We start from the raw sequence: 15,791 nt of genomic DNA on the forward strand, positions 1-15,791 counted from the left end.
CGCGCCGGTGGGGAGCTCCGCGAGCGGAGGACCCGACCGGCGCGGTGCCGCGGGTGCCGGAGTCAGGAGGCGGCGGAGATGTCGGTCTCGGCGGACTCGAGCGAGGTCTCCAGCTCGGAGGCCGGGGTCTTCAGGAAGACCGCGGTGCCGCCGGACTGCTCCGAGACGCCGTCGAGCACGTCCTGGCTGTCCTGGTAGATCGAGACGAGCTTCGTGTAGGTCTCGTTCTCGGCGTCGCCGGCCCGGGCGGCGAAGATGTTCGTGTAGAGCAGGGAGGCGGGGTCGCTCGGGTCGTCCTGGGCGATCGCGTCCGAGGCCTTCAGGCCCACGTTCTCGATGAAGTCGTTGTTGATGATCGCGGCGGCCACGTCCGGGAGCGACGTCGGGGTGAGGGAGGCCTCCAGCGCGGTGACCTCCACCTTCGAGGAGGACTCGACGTCGTCGACGTTCGAGAGCACTCCGCCGCCGTCCTTCAGCTCGACGAGCCCGGCCGACTGCAGCACCAGCAGCGCGCGCGCCTGGTTGGTCTCGTCGTTGGGGATCGCGACGGTGGAGCCGGCGGGGATGTCCGCGACGTCGTCGTACTGCGAGGAGTAGAGGCCGAGCGGGTAGATCGCGGTCGCGCCGATCGGCACGAGGTCGGCGTCGGCCGAGGTGTTGTACTGCGCCAGGTAGGCGATGTGCTGGAACTGGTTGAGGTCGATCTCGCCCTCGGTGAGGGCGGGGTTGGGCTGGTTGTAGTCGCTGAAGTCGACGATCTCGACGTCGATCCCGGCGTCGGCGGCGGCCTTCTCGTAGGTGGCCCAGTAGGGGTCGCTCGCGCCGACCACGCCGATGCGGACGGTGTCGTCGCCGCCGCCCGCGCCGGAGCAGCCGGCGAGGAGGAGGGCGGCGGAGGCGGCGATCGCGGAGGTCGCGAGGAGTCGGGTGCGCAGGGTCATGGCTGTGGGGATCCTTCCGTGGAGAGGATCCGGGCACTCGGCGCCGACCGAGCGGTGCTGGTCACCGCCGGCGCTGCGACCGGCCTCCGGTCGCTCGGCGCCGCGACTGCGCGGATCCCGGGGATCACCTTACGAAGGCGTTCGGACCCGCGCGGAACCCGCGCGTAACACGGCGACTCGGAGGCAGCGGAGGCGCGCGCTCACCGCCTGACCGCGCCGTGGCGGCCGCTCAGCTCGCGAGCGCGCCGTCCTCGCCCGCCGACGCCTCGTGCTTGGCGATCCGCTTCGCGATCGCGTCCCGCTCGGCCCGGAGCGACGCGATGGTCGGCTTGTCCAGGCGGGGGTCGGCCAGGTCGGCGAAGGGGCTCGCGGCGCCGGTGCGCGCGGACACGAGCGCGGCGTACGCCTTCGTCGCGGCGCGGAGCTCGGCTCCCGCCCGTTCGACCTTCCGCGGCTTCGACTCCTTGTCCGAGACGAGTCGGGCGTGCTTGTCGAGGGCGTCTACCAGCGCGCGATGCGCGGCGTCAATCTTCTTGCTCATAGGCGCATTATGGCGCAGGATCGGCGCACGGCGCCGAACGCGTTCCCACACCAGCCCTCCGTCCCCCTCCGCGAGAGGCCACTCGGGTACGCGACACGCAGGGGAGGCGTACCGGGGCGGCATCTCGCGGGGAGGGGTCGGGTCAGCGGGCGACCGGCGTGGAGACGGACGACGCGCCGGCGCTGGTGGCCACCGCGTCGAGGACTCGCTGCACGTCGAGGGCGTCGGCGAAGGTGGGCGTGACCGCCGTGCCGCCGGCGATCGCCTCGACGAGGTCGACGACCTGGTGCGTGAAGAGGTGCTCGTAGCCGATGCCGTGCCCGGTCGGCCACCAGGCGGACATGTACGGGTGCGCCGGCTCGGTGACCTGGATGCGCCGGAAGCCCTGCGCCTCCTCGGGGTCGCGGGCGTCGTAGTACTCGAGCTCGTTCATCCGCTCGAAGTCGAACGCGATCGAGCCGAGCTCGCCGTTCACCTCGATCCGGTTGGCGTTGCGGCGGCCGGTCGCGACGCGGGTCGCCTCGAAGACGCCCAGGGCGCCGCCCTCGAAGGAGGCGGTGAAGGCCGCGGCGTCGTCGACGGTCACGGCGCCGCGCGGGGCGTCGGCACCGGCACGGCCGCCGAGGCCGACCTGCTCGCTGAGCACGGGGCGCTCGGTGGTGAAGGTGCGCAGCGTCGCCGAGACCGAGGTGATGCCGCGGCCGGTCAGCCACTGGGCGGTGTCGATGCTGTGCGCGCCGATGTCACCGAGGGCGCCCGAGCCGGCGCGCTCCTTCTGCAGGCGCCAGGTCAGCGGCGCCTCGGAGTCGGACAGCCAGTCCTGCAGGTACTGGGCGCGCACGTGCCGGATGTCGCCGAGGCGGCCCTCCTCGATGAAGCGCTTCGCGAGGGCGAGGGCCGGGGTGCGGCGGTAGCTGAAGCCGCACATCGCCACCTTCCCGGAGGCGGCGGCCGCGGCGACCATCCGCTCCGCCTCCTCGACGGAGTTGGCCAGGGGCTTCTCGCACAGCACGTGCTTGCCGGCCTCGAGGGCCGCGATGGCGATCTCGGCGTGGGTGTCGCCCGGGGTGCAGATGTCGACGAGGTCGATGTCGTCGCGGGCGATGACGGCCCGCCAGTCGGTGGAGGCCTCGCTCCAGCCCAGCCGCTCGGCGCGCTCCGCGGTCGAGTCGGGGTTGCTCCCCACGAGCACGGCGAGCTCGGGGCGGAGGGGGAGGGGGAAGAAGCGGGAGGCGGTGCGCCAGGCGTGCGAGTGGGTGCGGCCCATGAAGGCGGTCCCCACCATCGCGACGCGCAGGGCTCGGTCGTTCGACATCGTCGTCCTTTCGTCGGCCGTACGACCCTGCCACGGGTCGGGGCGCGGGCGCTACCGCGCTCGGCGAGACCGCCTCCGGGGCGACGCGCCCGGGCTGCACGAACATGAGCACGTTCATAGGGTTCGGAGAGCGCTCTATCACGGACAGAATGTCTCAACAGCCGCCGTCAGATGTCGCGTAATCCCGCGGATCCCTGCCCTGGCGCGGCAGCAGGAAGCCCTCCGGGGGACTGGGCGATCACCCGAACCGCCTTCGAATCGGTTCAGAACTTTTGCTTGACCCGCGACGTAAGTGGAAGTAGCTTCATCCGCATGGTCACCGCAGACCCCCGCAGCACTGCTGCACAGCCTCTTCCCCGCACCTCCGACGAGTCTCAGCAGCTGCTTCTGCAGATGCGCGGCATCGTGAAGGTCTTCCCCGGCGCCCGTGCTCTCGACGGCGTCGACCTCGATGTCCGACCCGGTGAGGTGCACTGCCTCCTCGGCCAGAACGGCGCCGGCAAGTCCACCCTCATCAAGACCCTCGCCGGGGCCCACCAGCCCACCGAGGGCGAGATCCTCGTCGACGGGAACGTCGTCACGATCCCGTCCCCGACGGCGGCCCTCGCCCTGGGCATCGCGACGATGTACCAGGAGCTCGACGTCGTCGACGGCCTCTCCGTCGCCGAGAACATCTTCCTCGGCCACGAGCTCTCCCGCGGCGGCTTCACCGCCCGGGCGAAGGCCACGAGGATCACCCGCGAGCTGATGGAGCGCCTCGGCCACTCCGAGATCTCGCCGAACCGCGAGGTCGGCACGCTCTCCGCCGCCGGCAAGCAGATCGTGCAGATGGCCCGCGCCCTCTCGCACGACGCGCGGGTCATCATCATGGACGAGCCCTCCGCGGTGCTCGACTCCGAGGAGGTGGAGAACCTCTTCCACGTGGTGCGCCAGCTCACCGCCTCCGGCGTCGCCATCGTCTACATCTCGCACCGCCTCGACGAGATCCGCGCCATCGGCGACCGGATCACCGTGATCAAGGACGGCGCGACCGTCGCGCAGAACCTCGCGGTCGCCGACACCCCCACCTCGAAGCTCATCACCCTGATGACCGGCCGCGCCGTCGAGTACGTCTTCCCGGACCGCCAGGAGCTCGACGTCGAGGCCGAGACGCTGCTGAAGGTCGAGAAGCTGGGCCTGCAGGGCTCCTTCTCGGACGTCTCCCTCGAGATCCGCGCCGGCGAGGTCGTCGGCCTCGCGGGGCTGGTCGGCTCCGGCCGCTCCGAGATCCTCGAGACCATCTACGGGGCGCGCCGCGCCAGCACCGGGACGGTCAGCGTGGCGGGCAAGCGCCTGCGCGCCGGCTCCGTCACCTCGTCGGTCGACGCCGGCATCGGCCTCTGCCCGGAGGAGCGCAAGAGCCAGGGCCTGCTCCTGGACGAGCCGGTCTACCGCAACATCACCCTCTCGACCTTCGACCGCTTCGCCAAGCGCGGCTTCCTCGACGAGCGCTCCGAGCGCGCGGCGGCGGCCGAGCAGGCGGTCTCCCTCGACCTGCGGCCCTCCGGGGTCGACCGCGACGCCCGCACCCTCTCCGGAGGCAACCAGCAGAAGGCGCTCCTCGCCCGCTGGCTCGTGCGCGGCTGCCGCGTCCTGCTGCTCGACGAGCCGACCCGCGGGGTCGACGTCGGCGCACGGGCCGAGATCTACACCCTGATCAGGGACCTCGCGACCAACGGCGCCGCCGTGCTCGTGGTCTCCAGCGAGATCGGCGAGGTCCTCGGACTCTCCGACCGAGTGCTCGTGATCTCCGACGGCGCCGTGGTCCACGAGGGCCCGGCCGATTCGATCGACGAGCACCGCGTGCTCGATCTCGTCATGGAAGGAAGTGCAGCGTGAGCGGACAGCTCGACACCGCGTCGCCGTCGATCGGCGGTCCGCAGGAGGACGCCGCCCGTCACGCGTCGGCCGCGACGGGAGGCTCCTCCGGGGGCGTGCCCTCGAAGGACTCCCGCTCCGGGATGGCCCGCCTCATGCAGGGCTCCCTCGGCCGCAACGTCGGGCTGCTGCTCGCGCTGGTGATCCTCTGCATCGTCGGATTCGCGACCGCGGGGGAGCGCTTCGCCAGCGTCGACAACGTGCTCACGATCCTCCGCCTCGCCGCCGTCATCGGCGTGCTGAGCATCGGCATGACGTTCGTCATCACCTCCGGCGGCATCGACCTCTCGGTCGGCTCCGTGATGGGGCTCGCGACGGTCTGGGCGAGCACGGTCTCGACCCAGTACTACGCGGCGAACACCTCCTGGCTGGTGATCGTGCTCACCGCGGTCGTCGTCGGCCTCGTCTGCGGCCTCATCAACGGCGCGCTGATCGCCTACGGCCGGGTCGTCGCCTTCATGGCGACCCTGGCGATGCTCGTCGCCGCCCGCGGCTTCGCCGAGCTGATCTCGAACCGCCAGACGCAGGTCGTCACGGTCACGCCGTTCCTCGACTTCTTCCGCGCCGACGTGCTCGGCATCCCGGTGCTCGTGCTGATCTTCGTGGTCGTCGCCGTCGCCGGCTGGATCCTGCTCAACCGCACCACCTTCGGCCGCCGCACCATCGCGGTCGGCGGCAACCCGGAGGCGGCCCGTCTCGCCGGCATCAAGGTCCGCCGCCACACCATGTACGTCTACGGCCTCGCCGGGCTCACCGCCGGCATCGCCGCCGTCATGATGCTCGCCCGCACCACCGCCGGAAGCTCGACCAACGGCCTCCTCTACGAGCTCGACGCCATCGCGGCGGTCGTCGTCGGAGGCACGCTGCTGGCCGGCGGCCGCGGCACCATCGTCGGCACCGTGTTCGGCGTCCTCATCTTCACGACCCTGACCAACGTGTTCACGCAGAACAACATGTCGACCTCGACTCAGGCCGTCGCGAAGGGCGCGATCATCGTCGCCGCCGTCCTGCTGCAGCAGCGGTTCGCCGCCCGCGGCAGGAAGTCCTGACCCCGGGGCTCGGGCCCCGCTCCTCCACACACAGCAACCCACCCGACCACTCAGGTCACCTCTCCGAGGACACGTGTGCCCTCGGACCCCTCGGATCGATCGAAGGAGATCACTTCCATGCCCGCACGCCCCTTCACCCGCAGCCGCCTCTCCCGCACCGCCCGACTCGGCTCGGCCGGCGTCGCCTTCGGCGCCGTCGCGCTGATGCTCACCGGCTGCATCTCGAACGCCCCGGTCGAGACCGGCAACGCCGCCTCCGGCGGGACCGCCGCCGCCGTGGCCGCCTCGGACAACGACGCCTCCGGCGACAACGTCGTCATCGGCTTCACCGCTCCCGCCGCCGACCACGGCTGGATGGGCGCGGTCAGCCGCGCCGCCATCGCCGAGGCCGAGAAGTACGACGACGTGGAGCTCCGCACCGCGGAGGGCACCAACGACGTCAACCTCCAGATCAGCCAGGTCGAGACCTTCATCAACGACGGAGTCGACGCGATCGTGCTCCTGCCGATCGACGGAGCGGCGCTCACGCAGGTCGCCACCCAGGCGATGGAGGCGGGCATCACCGTCATCAACGTGGACCGCGAGTTCTCCAGCCCCTTCGCCGCCCGGTCGACCATCCTCGGCGACAACTACGGCATGGGCGTCAGCGCCGGCACCTACATCTGCGAGGAGCTCGGCGACAACCCCGACGCCGTCGTCGCCGAGATCGCCGGCATCGACTCCCTCCCGCTGACCCAGGAGCGCAGCCAGGGCTTCTCGGACGCGCTCGAGGGCTGCGGACTCGACGTGGACAACCGCGTCGCCGCCGACTTCACCGTCCAGGGCGGAGAGCAGGCCGCGGCCAACCTCCTCCAGGCCGCGCCGAAGATCGACGCCATCTGGAACCACGACGACGACCAGGGCGTCGGCGTCCTCGCGGCGATCGACACCGCCGGACGCGACGAGTTCCTCTTCGTCGGCGGCGCCGGCTCGGCCAACGTGATGCGCGCGATCGAGGCCGACGACTCCGTCGTCAAGGCCACGGTCGTCTACCCCTCGACCCAGGCCGCGGACGGCATCAAGCTCGCCCGCCTCGTCGAGCAGAACAAGTCGATGGCCGACACCAGCTCGCTCGGCGTCCCGCGCCAGATCCAGCTCTTCGCGCCGGTCGTCACCAAGGACAACGTCTCCGAGTACCTGCCCTCGGCCTTCGAGTCCTGATCGGCCCCACCAGCCCGGGTCGGCGCGGGAACCATCCCGCGCCGGCCCCCACCTCGGCGCCGCCCCGGGATCACTGACGACCCGCAGCGCAGCGCCACCGGCATCCGCGAGAGGAGGAGGAGTGCAAGACACCGGCCCCAGGGCCGGACAGGAGGAGACCGGATCCGCTCAGTCGTGCGGACAGCGACGGACCCGGCCTCTGCGATGAACACCTCATTGAAGGAATCACATCACGCATGAATGGTAAGCGATCCTCGAGAAGAAGCATCAGGCGTCTTCTCGCACTCGGCATCGCCGGGATGGTGACGGTCTCCGGACTCACCGCCCTCGGCCTGCCCGCCTCGGCCCACGACGGAGTGGACCACGGTTCCGAGGGCGGAGCATCCGCTCTCGACTGGAGCAACTACGAGAAGGTCCTGCTGACGAAGAACGTCGGCGAGCCCCTCGACCTGGCCGTCCTCCCGGACAAGTCGGTCCTCCACACCGCTCGGAACGGCGAGATCCGCCACACCGACCCCAAGACCGGCACCACCCGTGTCGTCAACACGATCCCCGTGTACCAGAACTCGGAGGACGGACTGCAGTCCGTCGGCATCGACCCCGACTTCGCCGAGAACAAGTGGGTCTACCTCGTCTACGCGCCCCCCGGGAACACCCCGACCGGCGCGGCCCCGAACATGCTGCCCGAGGGCGCGACCGACAGCTACTGGGACCAGTGGAAGGGCATCAACCGCCTCTCCCGGTTCAAGTGGACCGGCTCGGGCCTCGACCTCGCGAGCGAGCAGAAGATCATCGACATCGAGACCCAGCGCGGGCAGTGCTGCCACGTGGGTGCCGACTTCGACTGGGACGCCGACGGCAACCTGTACCTCTCCACCGGCGACAACACGCCGGCGAGCGCTCCGGGTGCCGCGGGCTTCGCGCCGAACAACGACGCGCCCCGCATGAACCCGGGCTTCGACTCGCGTCGCGGCGCCGGCAACACGAACGACCTCCGCGGCAAGATCCTCCGGATCACCGTGCAGGAGGACGGCTCGTACACGATCCCCGAGGGCAACCTCTTCCCGGTGGGAACCGAGAAGACCCGCCCCGAGATCTTCGTGATGGGCGTCCGCAACCCGTTCAAGATCGACGTCGACGCCGAGACGAACACCCTCTCCTGGGGCGACTACGGCCCCGACGCCACGAAGGCCGCTGCGGCCGACGGCGTCCGCGGCCCGATGGGCCTCGTCGAGTGGAACGCGACCGGACTGGACGAGCCGCACAACTCCGGCTGGCCCTACGTCCACGGACCCAACGCGCCGTACAACGAGTGGAACTTCGAGACGTCGACGCCCCGCGGCTTCTTCGACCCGGAGAACCTGAAGAACAACTCGCGCTGGAACACCGGCCTGGTCGACATCCCGGACGCCAAGGCGGCGACCGTCTACTACGGCGACAACCCCGGCGACCAGCCGTTCGACGAGCTCGTCAACTTCGGGACCAGCACCGGCCAGGGCCCCATGGGCGGACCGGTGTACCACTTCGACGCGGACAACACCTCGACGTCGAAGTTCCCGGAGTACTGGGACAAGAAGACCTTCTTCGGCGAGTTCTCGCAGGACTACATCGCGGCGTTCACGCTCGATGAGGACCGCGCGGTCACGCACATCGAGGACTTCCTCCCCAACGCGGCGCTCAGCCAGGCCGCGCAGCCGATCCACGACAACCCGATGGACATGGAGTTCGGCCCCGACGGGTCGATGTACGTGATCGAGTACGGCGACGGATTCTTCCGCGCCAACCCCGACGCGGGCCTGTACCGGATCGACTACGCCGAGGGCAACAAGGCGCCGCAGGCCCGCTTCACCGCGACCCTCCTGTCCGCCTCGCAGACCCCGCTCGAGGTCACGTTCGACGCCAAGGGATCGACCGACCCCGAGGGCGACGCGCTCACCTACGACTGGGACTTCGACGGCGACGGCACCTTCGACGCCACCGGAGTGACCGTCAAGAAGACCTACACCGAGCTCGGACAGTTCACGGCCCGTCTGCGCGTCACCGACGCCAAGGGCAAGTTCAGCCTGACCTCGCGGGTCATCTCGGTCGGCAACCAGGCGCCGCAGATCCAGATCCAGACGCCCGGCAACGGCTCGTTCTTCAGCTGGGGCGACGCGATCCCCTACCAGGTGACCGGCAAGGACGCTGAGGACGGCGACCAGATCGTCAGCAGCCGCGTGGGCTGGACCTACGGCCTCGGCCACGACGAGCACGCCCACCCCGAGGTCACCGGCACCGGTGCCAAGGGAGCGTTCCCGACGTCCAAGGACTCGCCCGAGCACGGCCCCGGCGCGCTGCTGTACGGCACCGTCGTCGTGACCTACACGGACGGCGGCTTCAACGGCCTGCCCCCGGCTGCGGCCGAGGCGACGCTGCGGCTGAACCCGAAGACGCAGGAGGCGGAGCACGCCGCCCGTGAGGGCGTCCTGCCCTACGCGGACACCACAGCCAGCGGCGGCAACGCCGTCAGCGGACTCGGTGCGGGATCCTTCCTGCGCTGGGACCCGGTGAACTTCGCCAACCTGACCGGCGTCGTGGTCCGCGCCACCGGTGAGGGCACCGTCGACCTCCGCTGGAACGCTGCCGACGCAGCGCCCTTCGGAACAGCGACCATCCCCGCGGGAGCCGGCTGGAAGGACGTCCTCGTCCCCTTCGGCACCAACGTCCCCCGCGGCACCGGCTCGCTCTACGTGACCTCGCCCAGCGGCCTGTCGCTCGACTCCCTCACCTTCCAGGGTGTCGGCGCCGGTGACAAGACGGCTCCGACCGTCGCGGCGACCCTCGACCCGGCAGCGCCTGCGGGCGTCGGCGGCGTCTACAACAAGCCCGTGACCCTCGGCCTCACCGCCACCGACAACGGAGCGCTCTCCACCGTCCAGTACTCCGCCGACAACGGCACGACGTGGACCACGGTCCGCGCCGTCAACGGCGCGTACACGGTCCCGTTCACCACGAACGGCGCCCGGACGATCCAGTACCGCGCCACCGACACCGGCGGCAACGTCTCGGCGGTCGGCACGGTGAAGTTCACGATCGACCTGGCCGCGGCGAACGCCCCGACCGCCGCGTCGACCACCACCGTGGCGCTCTCGGCTCCCCGCGTGACCTTCGGGGCACCGGGCGAGGCGACCGTCACGGTCACCGGTCAGGGTGGGAACCCCGGCGGAGAGGTCGTCCTGTACGAGGGCGCCACCGAGCTGGGCCGCGCGACGCTGAAGGACGGCAAGGCGACCTTCGCCCTGCCGAAGACCCTCGGCGCCGGCACCCACACCCTCCGTGCGGCGTACGGCTCGGACGCCACCTTCAAGGCCTCGGAGGGCACCGCCCGCCTGATCGTCTCGAAGGCCGCCTCGGAGCTCACCGCGACCGTCTCGCCCAACCCGGTCAAGCCGGGCGCCAGCGCGCAGGTCACGGTCGACGCGAAGTCCTCGACGGGTGTCGCCGGCACCGGTCAGGTGAGCGTGATGGTGAAGAGGAACCTCTCCACCGTCGCGATGCTCACCGGGACCCTCGACGAGAACGGGCACGTCGTGGTGACGCTCCCGAAGCTCGCGGCGGGCAGCTACAAGCTGACCGTCACCCACACCGCCACGGCGGACACCAACGCCGCGTCGGCGCTGCTGAACCTCACCGTCCAGCAGTAGCCCCCGCGCAGGGGCCGGCCGGCTCGACCGGGCCGGCCGGCCCCCCACCCCCTGCACCATCTGCCATTTCGAAGGAGAAATGATGCACCACCACCACGCATCCATCACGGCCAAGCCGATGAGCCGGCGCTCGCTGATGACGGCCCTGGCCGCATCGACCGTCGCGGTCGGCGTCGGAGCGGGAGCCCTCGCGGCGCCCGCGACGGCCGCCCCCGCGCCCTCGTCCGGATCCACGCGCCTGGTCCCGATCAACCGCATCGGCATCCAGCTCTTCAGCGTCCGCGACAAGGTCTCGTCGCTCGGCTTCCGGGCCGTCTTCGAGGAGCTCGGCCGCATCGGCTACAGCGAGATCGAGTTCGCCGGGTACACCCAGGGCAACGTCGGAGCGATCACCCCGCAGCAGATCCGCCAGCTGCTCGACGACAACGGCCTCCGCGCCGTCGGCTCGCACGTCGGCACCAACCTCCTCCGCTCGGAGCTGGGCAAGCAGATCGAGATCGCGCAGATCCTCGGCACGCCGCACCTCGGCACCGGCAACGCGCCCACCAACGTCAACACCAAGGCGGGCTACCTCGCCGCGGCGGAGGAGTGGAACAAGTGGGGCCAGCAGGTCTCGGCCGCGGGCATGAAGCTCTACCAGCACAACCACGCCGGTGAGTTCGGGTTCGCCACGGACGACCCCAAGACCCGCCTGTACGACCTCTTCTACGACAACACCGACCCGCGTCACGTGTACCTCGAGATGGACGTCTACTGGGCGTACGTCGGCAAGAAGCTCTACCCGGGCTTCGAGCCGCTCGACTACATCAAGCGCAACCCGCGCCGCTACCCGATCCTGCACCTCAAGGACGGCAAGACGAACAACGCCAACACCAACGGCTACGACATCGTCGAGTTCGGCGCGGGCAACCTGCCCTACCAGGCGTTCCTCTCGGAGCTGCGCGACCGCGGCCAGCGCTTCGGCGTCTGGGAGCAGGACACCGCTCCCACGCTGGCGACGCCGCCGAGCACGGGGAACTCCCTCGAGGCCGCTTCCCGCAGCTACTCCGCGATCGCTGCGCTCCGTGGCTGAGCGCACCTCGCGCCGCGCGCGCCGCACCGACAGCACCACCACCAGCACGACGCGCACGAGCGCACCGAGGAGAACCCCCATGAAGTGGAAGACGCCCACGGCGGTCCTCGCGGCCGCCTCCCTCGCGATGGTCGCCGCACCGTCCGCCTTCGCGGCGACGACGGACTGCACCACCGAGCTCGGGAACCAGACGATCACCGGAGACCTCAACGTCGGCGCGGGCCAGACCTGCGTGCTCGGCAATGTGACCGTCACCGGCAACGTCATCGTCGGCGACGACGCCTGGCTGGACGCCACCTCGGCGACCATCGGCGGCGACGTCATCGGCACCGACGCGTACGGCATCTCGATCGACGGCACCAGCGTCGGCGGAGACGTCGTCTCGTTCTCGGACGGCAGCCGCAACGGCTTCCTCTACCTGCGCGACCTCACGGTCGGCGGCATGGTCGAGGCCGGCGGGATCGACGTCGAGTTCAGCGACCTCTCGGTCGACGGCTCGGTCAGCACCGACGCGGCGAACTACGTCGACGTCGATCGCACCAGCGTCGGCGGCGACGCCACCTTCGCCGGCAGCGACTTCGGCGTGAACGTGCAGGGCGCCATCGTCGGCGGCTCGCTCGCCGTCACCGGCTCCTCGCGCGGCGTCCTCCTGGGCGCGAACGAGGACGGCTCGGCCTCGGCCCTCGGCAACACGGTGGGCGGGAACCTCACGCTCTCGGGCAACTCCGGCAACGTCCAGCTCGCGGGCTCGACGGTCGGCGGGCGCATCGCGCTCGCCGACAACGCGCCGGCGGTCAACTTCGGCGCGGGCAACACCGCCGCCGGAGTCGACGGCACCTTCACGGGAACGGCGGCGGGCGCTGCGGCGGCCGGCGACCAGGCCGTGGCCGTCATCGTCCCCGAGGCCAACAAGGGCGAGCTGACCTGGACGCTCGAGGGCACCAGCAACCTGGTGAACCTCGGCGTCGCCGAGGAGCAGGGCGACCACTTCGCCGCCTCCGGTGAGCTCGTGCCGGTCCGCGTGACCGACACCCGCCTCAACGGCCCGGCCTGGTCGGTCACCGGCCAGCTGAGCGACTTCCGCTCCGGCGAGAAGACGTTCTCGGGCAAGCACCTCGGCTGGACCCCCGAGGTCCTGGAGAACACGGGCGGTGCCGTCGCCGGCGCAGCCGTCCCCTCCGGGTTCGACTCGGGCAACGGCCTCGCCACGCCCCGCGTCCTCGGCTCCGCCGCGGCGCAGCACCCGACCGGATCCTCGGTCCTGGGCGCCGACCTCGACCTGAAGCTCCCGCTCTCGGTCGGAACCGGCACCTACACCGCGACGCTGACGCTCACCGCGCTCGGCTAGCACCGGTGGGGCGGCCTCCGGGCCGCCCCACCCTCCCCCCGTCTCCCCGCGAGACGCCACTCCGGTCCGCCCCGCTCGGCGTGCCGCGTACCGGAGCGGCGTCCCGCGGGGAGGCATCCCCCCTTGCAACGGAAGCCTGATCGATGTCGCTCATGCCACGCACCTCCCGCACCACCGCCGCCCTGCTGCTGATGACGCTCCTCGCAGCCGGCGGCCTCTCGGCTCAGGCGGGTGCCCAGGAGGCGGACCCCGCCTCCACGCCGGTCACCTGGGGGGTGCGCCCCGCCGACACCGAGCAGGGCAGCGAGCGGCCGAACTACGCGTACGCCCTCGATCCCGGCGGCCGCCTCAGCGACGCCCTGATCGTCTCCAACTACGACGACGAGGAGCAGACGTTCCGCGTCTACGGCTCCGACGGCTTCATCACCGAGGCCGGCCAGCTCGACCTGCTCCCCGCCGCGGAGCCCTCGACGCAGCTCGGCAGCTGGATCGCGTTCCCCGAGCCCGAGGTCACCGTGCCCGCCGGCGAGAGCGTGCAGGTCCCGTTCGAGGTCGTCGTCCCCGACGACGTGACCCCGGGCGACTACGCCGCGGGCGTCGTCTCCTCGATCCTGGTGCAGGGCGAGACCGGAGTCTCGGTCGACCGGCGCCTGGGCTCGCGGATGTACCTCCGCGTCGGCGGCGAGCTCGCCCCGCGCCTGTCGATCGACGGCCTCGCCGTCTCGTACGAGGGCGGCTGGAACCCCTTCGCCCCCGGCTCCGCGACAGTCGACTACACCGTGACCAACGCGGGCAACACCCGCATCGCGCCGGGCGCCGAGATCAGCGTCGCCGGCCTCTTCGGCCTCGCGCCGGTGTCCGCGACCGACCCGGAGCCGCTGCCCGAGCTCCTCCCCGGAACCTCCGTCTCGCGCACCGTGACCGTCGCCGGAGTCTGGCCGCTCTTCGTCGCGACCGCCCGCGCCGCGCTCTCGGGCACCGTCGTCACCGCCGACCAGGCCGCGCAGGCCGACTCCGCCGTCGTCGTCCCCGACGTGCCGGTCGCCACCGCCGAGACCTCGGCCGCGGCCGTGCCGTGGAGCGCCGTGCTCCTCCTCGCCCTGCTCATCGGGCTCATCGTGCTGACCGTCGTCCGCCGCCGCCGCCGGGCCGCGGGGGAGCAGGCGCGCATCGACGCCGCCGTCGCCGCCGCTCTCGGCGCCCAGCCGGAGGACGCCGACCGCGCGGAGGTCCGCTCCTGACCGGGTGCGGCCGACGCGGTCCGCGGGGGATCGCGCCGGCGCGGCCCGCCGCCTCCGGGCGCGAGGCCGCCGCTCTAGCGGACCGCCCGCCCCTCGGCGCGCAGCTGCTCGAGGAAGCCGTCCACCACGGCGGGGCTGAGCAGGTGCCCGCGCAGCATCAGCGCGGCACCGCGCACGCCCCCGCTGCCGCCCAGCTCGGCGGTCACCACGTCGAGCCGCTGCGTCGCGAGGGGGAGGGAGCGCTCGTCGATCACCGAGCGCACGGCCGTCAGGATCTCCGGGCTGGCGAGGGCGACCGCGCCGCCCAGCACGATGACGGAGGGGTTCAGCAGGCTCACGCAGGTGGCCAGCACCTCGCCGAGCTGCAGTCCCGCGATCCGCGCCGCCTCGACGGCCTCGGGATCGCGCGCCTTCAGCAGGTCGATCAGCTCGCGCACCGACTGCACGTCGCGGCCCGCCCGGGCGAGCCCGGCGGCCAGAGCGGAGCCGCCCGCGACCGCCTCGAGGTCCCCCTCCTGACCGCCCGCCGCGGCCGGGGCCGTGCGCGGCACCTGGACGTGGCCGAGATCACCCGCGGAGCCGAGGGCTCCGCGCTGGAGCAGCCCGGACGAGACGATGCCCGCGCCGATGCCGGTGCCGACCTTCACGAACATCAGGTCGAGGGCGTGCGGGAAGCGCGAGGCCCGCTCACCGAGCGCCAGCAGGTTCACGTCGTTGTCGACGAGCACCGTGGTGTCGTAGCGCCGGCGCACGAAGGCGGGGATGTCGAAGCCGTCCCAGCCGGGCATGATCGGCGGGCGCACCGGGCGGCCGCTCGCGTGCTCCACCGGGCCGGGCACGCCGACCCCGATGCCCGCGAGGGCGGAGCGGTCGACCCCGGCCGCGGCGAGGATCCCGTCGCAGACGTCGAGCGCGTGCCCGAGCACCGCCACGGGGCCCTGCGCGATGTCGAGCTCCTCGCGGCGCTCGGCGATGATGCGGCCGTCGAAGTCGGTCAGCGCGATGGTCGAGTGCGCCGCGCCCAGGTCGATGGCCAGGAGCGAGCGGACGGCCGGGTCGAAGACGAGACGCGCGGACGGACGGCCGCCGGTCGACGGAGCGCGGTCGAGGTGCGCGATCAGTCCGAGCTCGAAGAACTGCTCCAGGCGCGTCATCACTGCGGTCCGCGCGAGGCCCGTCTCCTCGACCAGCTCGGCGCGGGTGCGCGGTCGACCGTCGGCGAACAGCCTCAGCATGTCGCCGGTCGCGGTACCCGCGCGCTCGGCCACGCTCAGCTCCTTCTCTCGGCCCGGAGGACGGGTTCGGGGGACAGCACACCTGAGGAAACCAGTCGACGCACGGTTGCGCAATCTCGGCGGGCCCTGCGTGCGGGTCCTGCGCAACACGGCCGGCCGGAGGCGCGACGCGCGCCCGGCCGCGGCCCCTCCCCACTCCGATCGCCCGGGTGCGCCCCGACGATCGCCGCTCAGCCAGCCCTTCCAGAC

Annotated in this window: 11 protein-coding genes; 7 read left to right on the forward strand and 4 right to left on the reverse strand. The window is 71.8% G+C overall.

The features are described from left to right. Positions 1-62: 62 nt before the first annotated feature. The 3 genes from C5C55_RS08005 to C5C55_RS08015 all read right to left on the reverse strand — a co-directional run bounded on the left by C5C55_RS08005 (position 63) and on the right by C5C55_RS08015 (position 2,797). Positions 63-941 (reverse strand): MetQ/NlpA family ABC transporter substrate-binding protein, encoded by an 879-nt coding sequence (locus C5C55_RS08005; protein WP_104233528.1) that lies wholly within the window; start codon positions 939-941, stop codon positions 63-65. A gap of 229 nt (positions 942-1,170) precedes the next feature. Then, positions 1,171-1,482: a hypothetical protein gene (locus C5C55_RS08010; protein WP_104233529.1), complete on the reverse strand. Its 312-nt coding sequence runs from the start codon at positions 1,480-1,482 to the stop codon at positions 1,171-1,173. A gap of 142 nt (positions 1,483-1,624) precedes the next feature. Next, the gene (locus tag C5C55_RS08015) at positions 1,625-2,797 is read right to left on the reverse strand and encodes a Gfo/Idh/MocA family protein (protein ID WP_104233530.1); all 1,173 of its coding nucleotides are present in this window, start codon (positions 2,795-2,797) and stop codon (positions 1,625-1,627) included. A gap of 393 nt (positions 2,798-3,190) precedes the next feature. Here C5C55_RS08015 and C5C55_RS08020 point away from each other — a divergent pair, with 393 nt between their 5' ends. The 7 genes from C5C55_RS08020 (at position 3,191) to C5C55_RS08050 (ending at position 14,307) form a co-directional block, all read left to right on the forward strand. Continuing rightward, on the forward strand, positions 3,191-4,675 hold the full coding sequence (locus C5C55_RS08020; protein ID WP_219812366.1) for a sugar ABC transporter ATP-binding protein: 1,485 nt from the start codon (positions 3,191-3,193) through the stop codon (positions 4,673-4,675). Positions 4,676-4,797: 122 nt separating this feature from the next. Continuing rightward, complete coding sequence (locus C5C55_RS08025) at positions 4,798-5,763, forward strand: ABC transporter permease (protein WP_104222491.1); 966 nt, start codon at positions 4,798-4,800, stop codon at positions 5,761-5,763. Positions 5,764-5,880: 117 nt separating this feature from the next. Continuing rightward, positions 5,881-6,963, forward strand: coding sequence for a substrate-binding domain-containing protein (locus C5C55_RS08030; RefSeq protein ID WP_104222461.1), 1,083 nt, complete (start codon positions 5,881-5,883; stop codon positions 6,961-6,963). A 299-nt stretch (positions 6,964-7,262) separates the two neighbouring features. Then, positions 7,263-10,646 (forward strand): PQQ-dependent sugar dehydrogenase, encoded by a 3,384-nt coding sequence (locus C5C55_RS08035; RefSeq protein ID WP_219812992.1) that lies wholly within the window; start codon positions 7,263-7,265, stop codon positions 10,644-10,646. Between the two features lie 82 nt (positions 10,647-10,728). Further along, positions 10,729-11,718, forward strand: a complete 990-nt coding sequence (locus C5C55_RS08040; RefSeq protein WP_219813837.1) for a sugar phosphate isomerase/epimerase — start codon at positions 10,729-10,731, stop codon at positions 11,716-11,718. A gap of 79 nt (positions 11,719-11,797) precedes the next feature. Continuing rightward, positions 11,798-13,066 (forward strand): hypothetical protein, encoded by a 1,269-nt coding sequence (locus C5C55_RS08045; RefSeq protein ID WP_104226600.1) that lies wholly within the window; start codon positions 11,798-11,800, stop codon positions 13,064-13,066. 152 nt (positions 13,067-13,218) lie between these two features. Then, a complete protein-coding gene (locus C5C55_RS08050) occupies positions 13,219-14,307 on the forward strand; it encodes a hypothetical protein (protein ID WP_146076959.1) in 1,089 nt (362 codons plus the stop codon). Positions 14,308-14,381: 74 nt separating this feature from the next. Here the strand turns inward: C5C55_RS08050 and C5C55_RS08055 are convergent, their stop codons facing one another. Continuing rightward, positions 14,382-15,575 (reverse strand): ROK family protein, encoded by a 1,194-nt coding sequence (locus tag C5C55_RS08055; RefSeq protein ID WP_244229502.1) that lies wholly within the window; start codon positions 15,573-15,575, stop codon positions 14,382-14,384. Between the last annotated feature and the right edge of the window lie 216 nt (positions 15,576-15,791).

It is taken from the genome of Rathayibacter sp. AY1C2, assembly GCF_002931195.1.
Lineage (GTDB): Bacteria > Actinomycetota > Actinomycetes > Actinomycetales > Microbacteriaceae > Rathayibacter.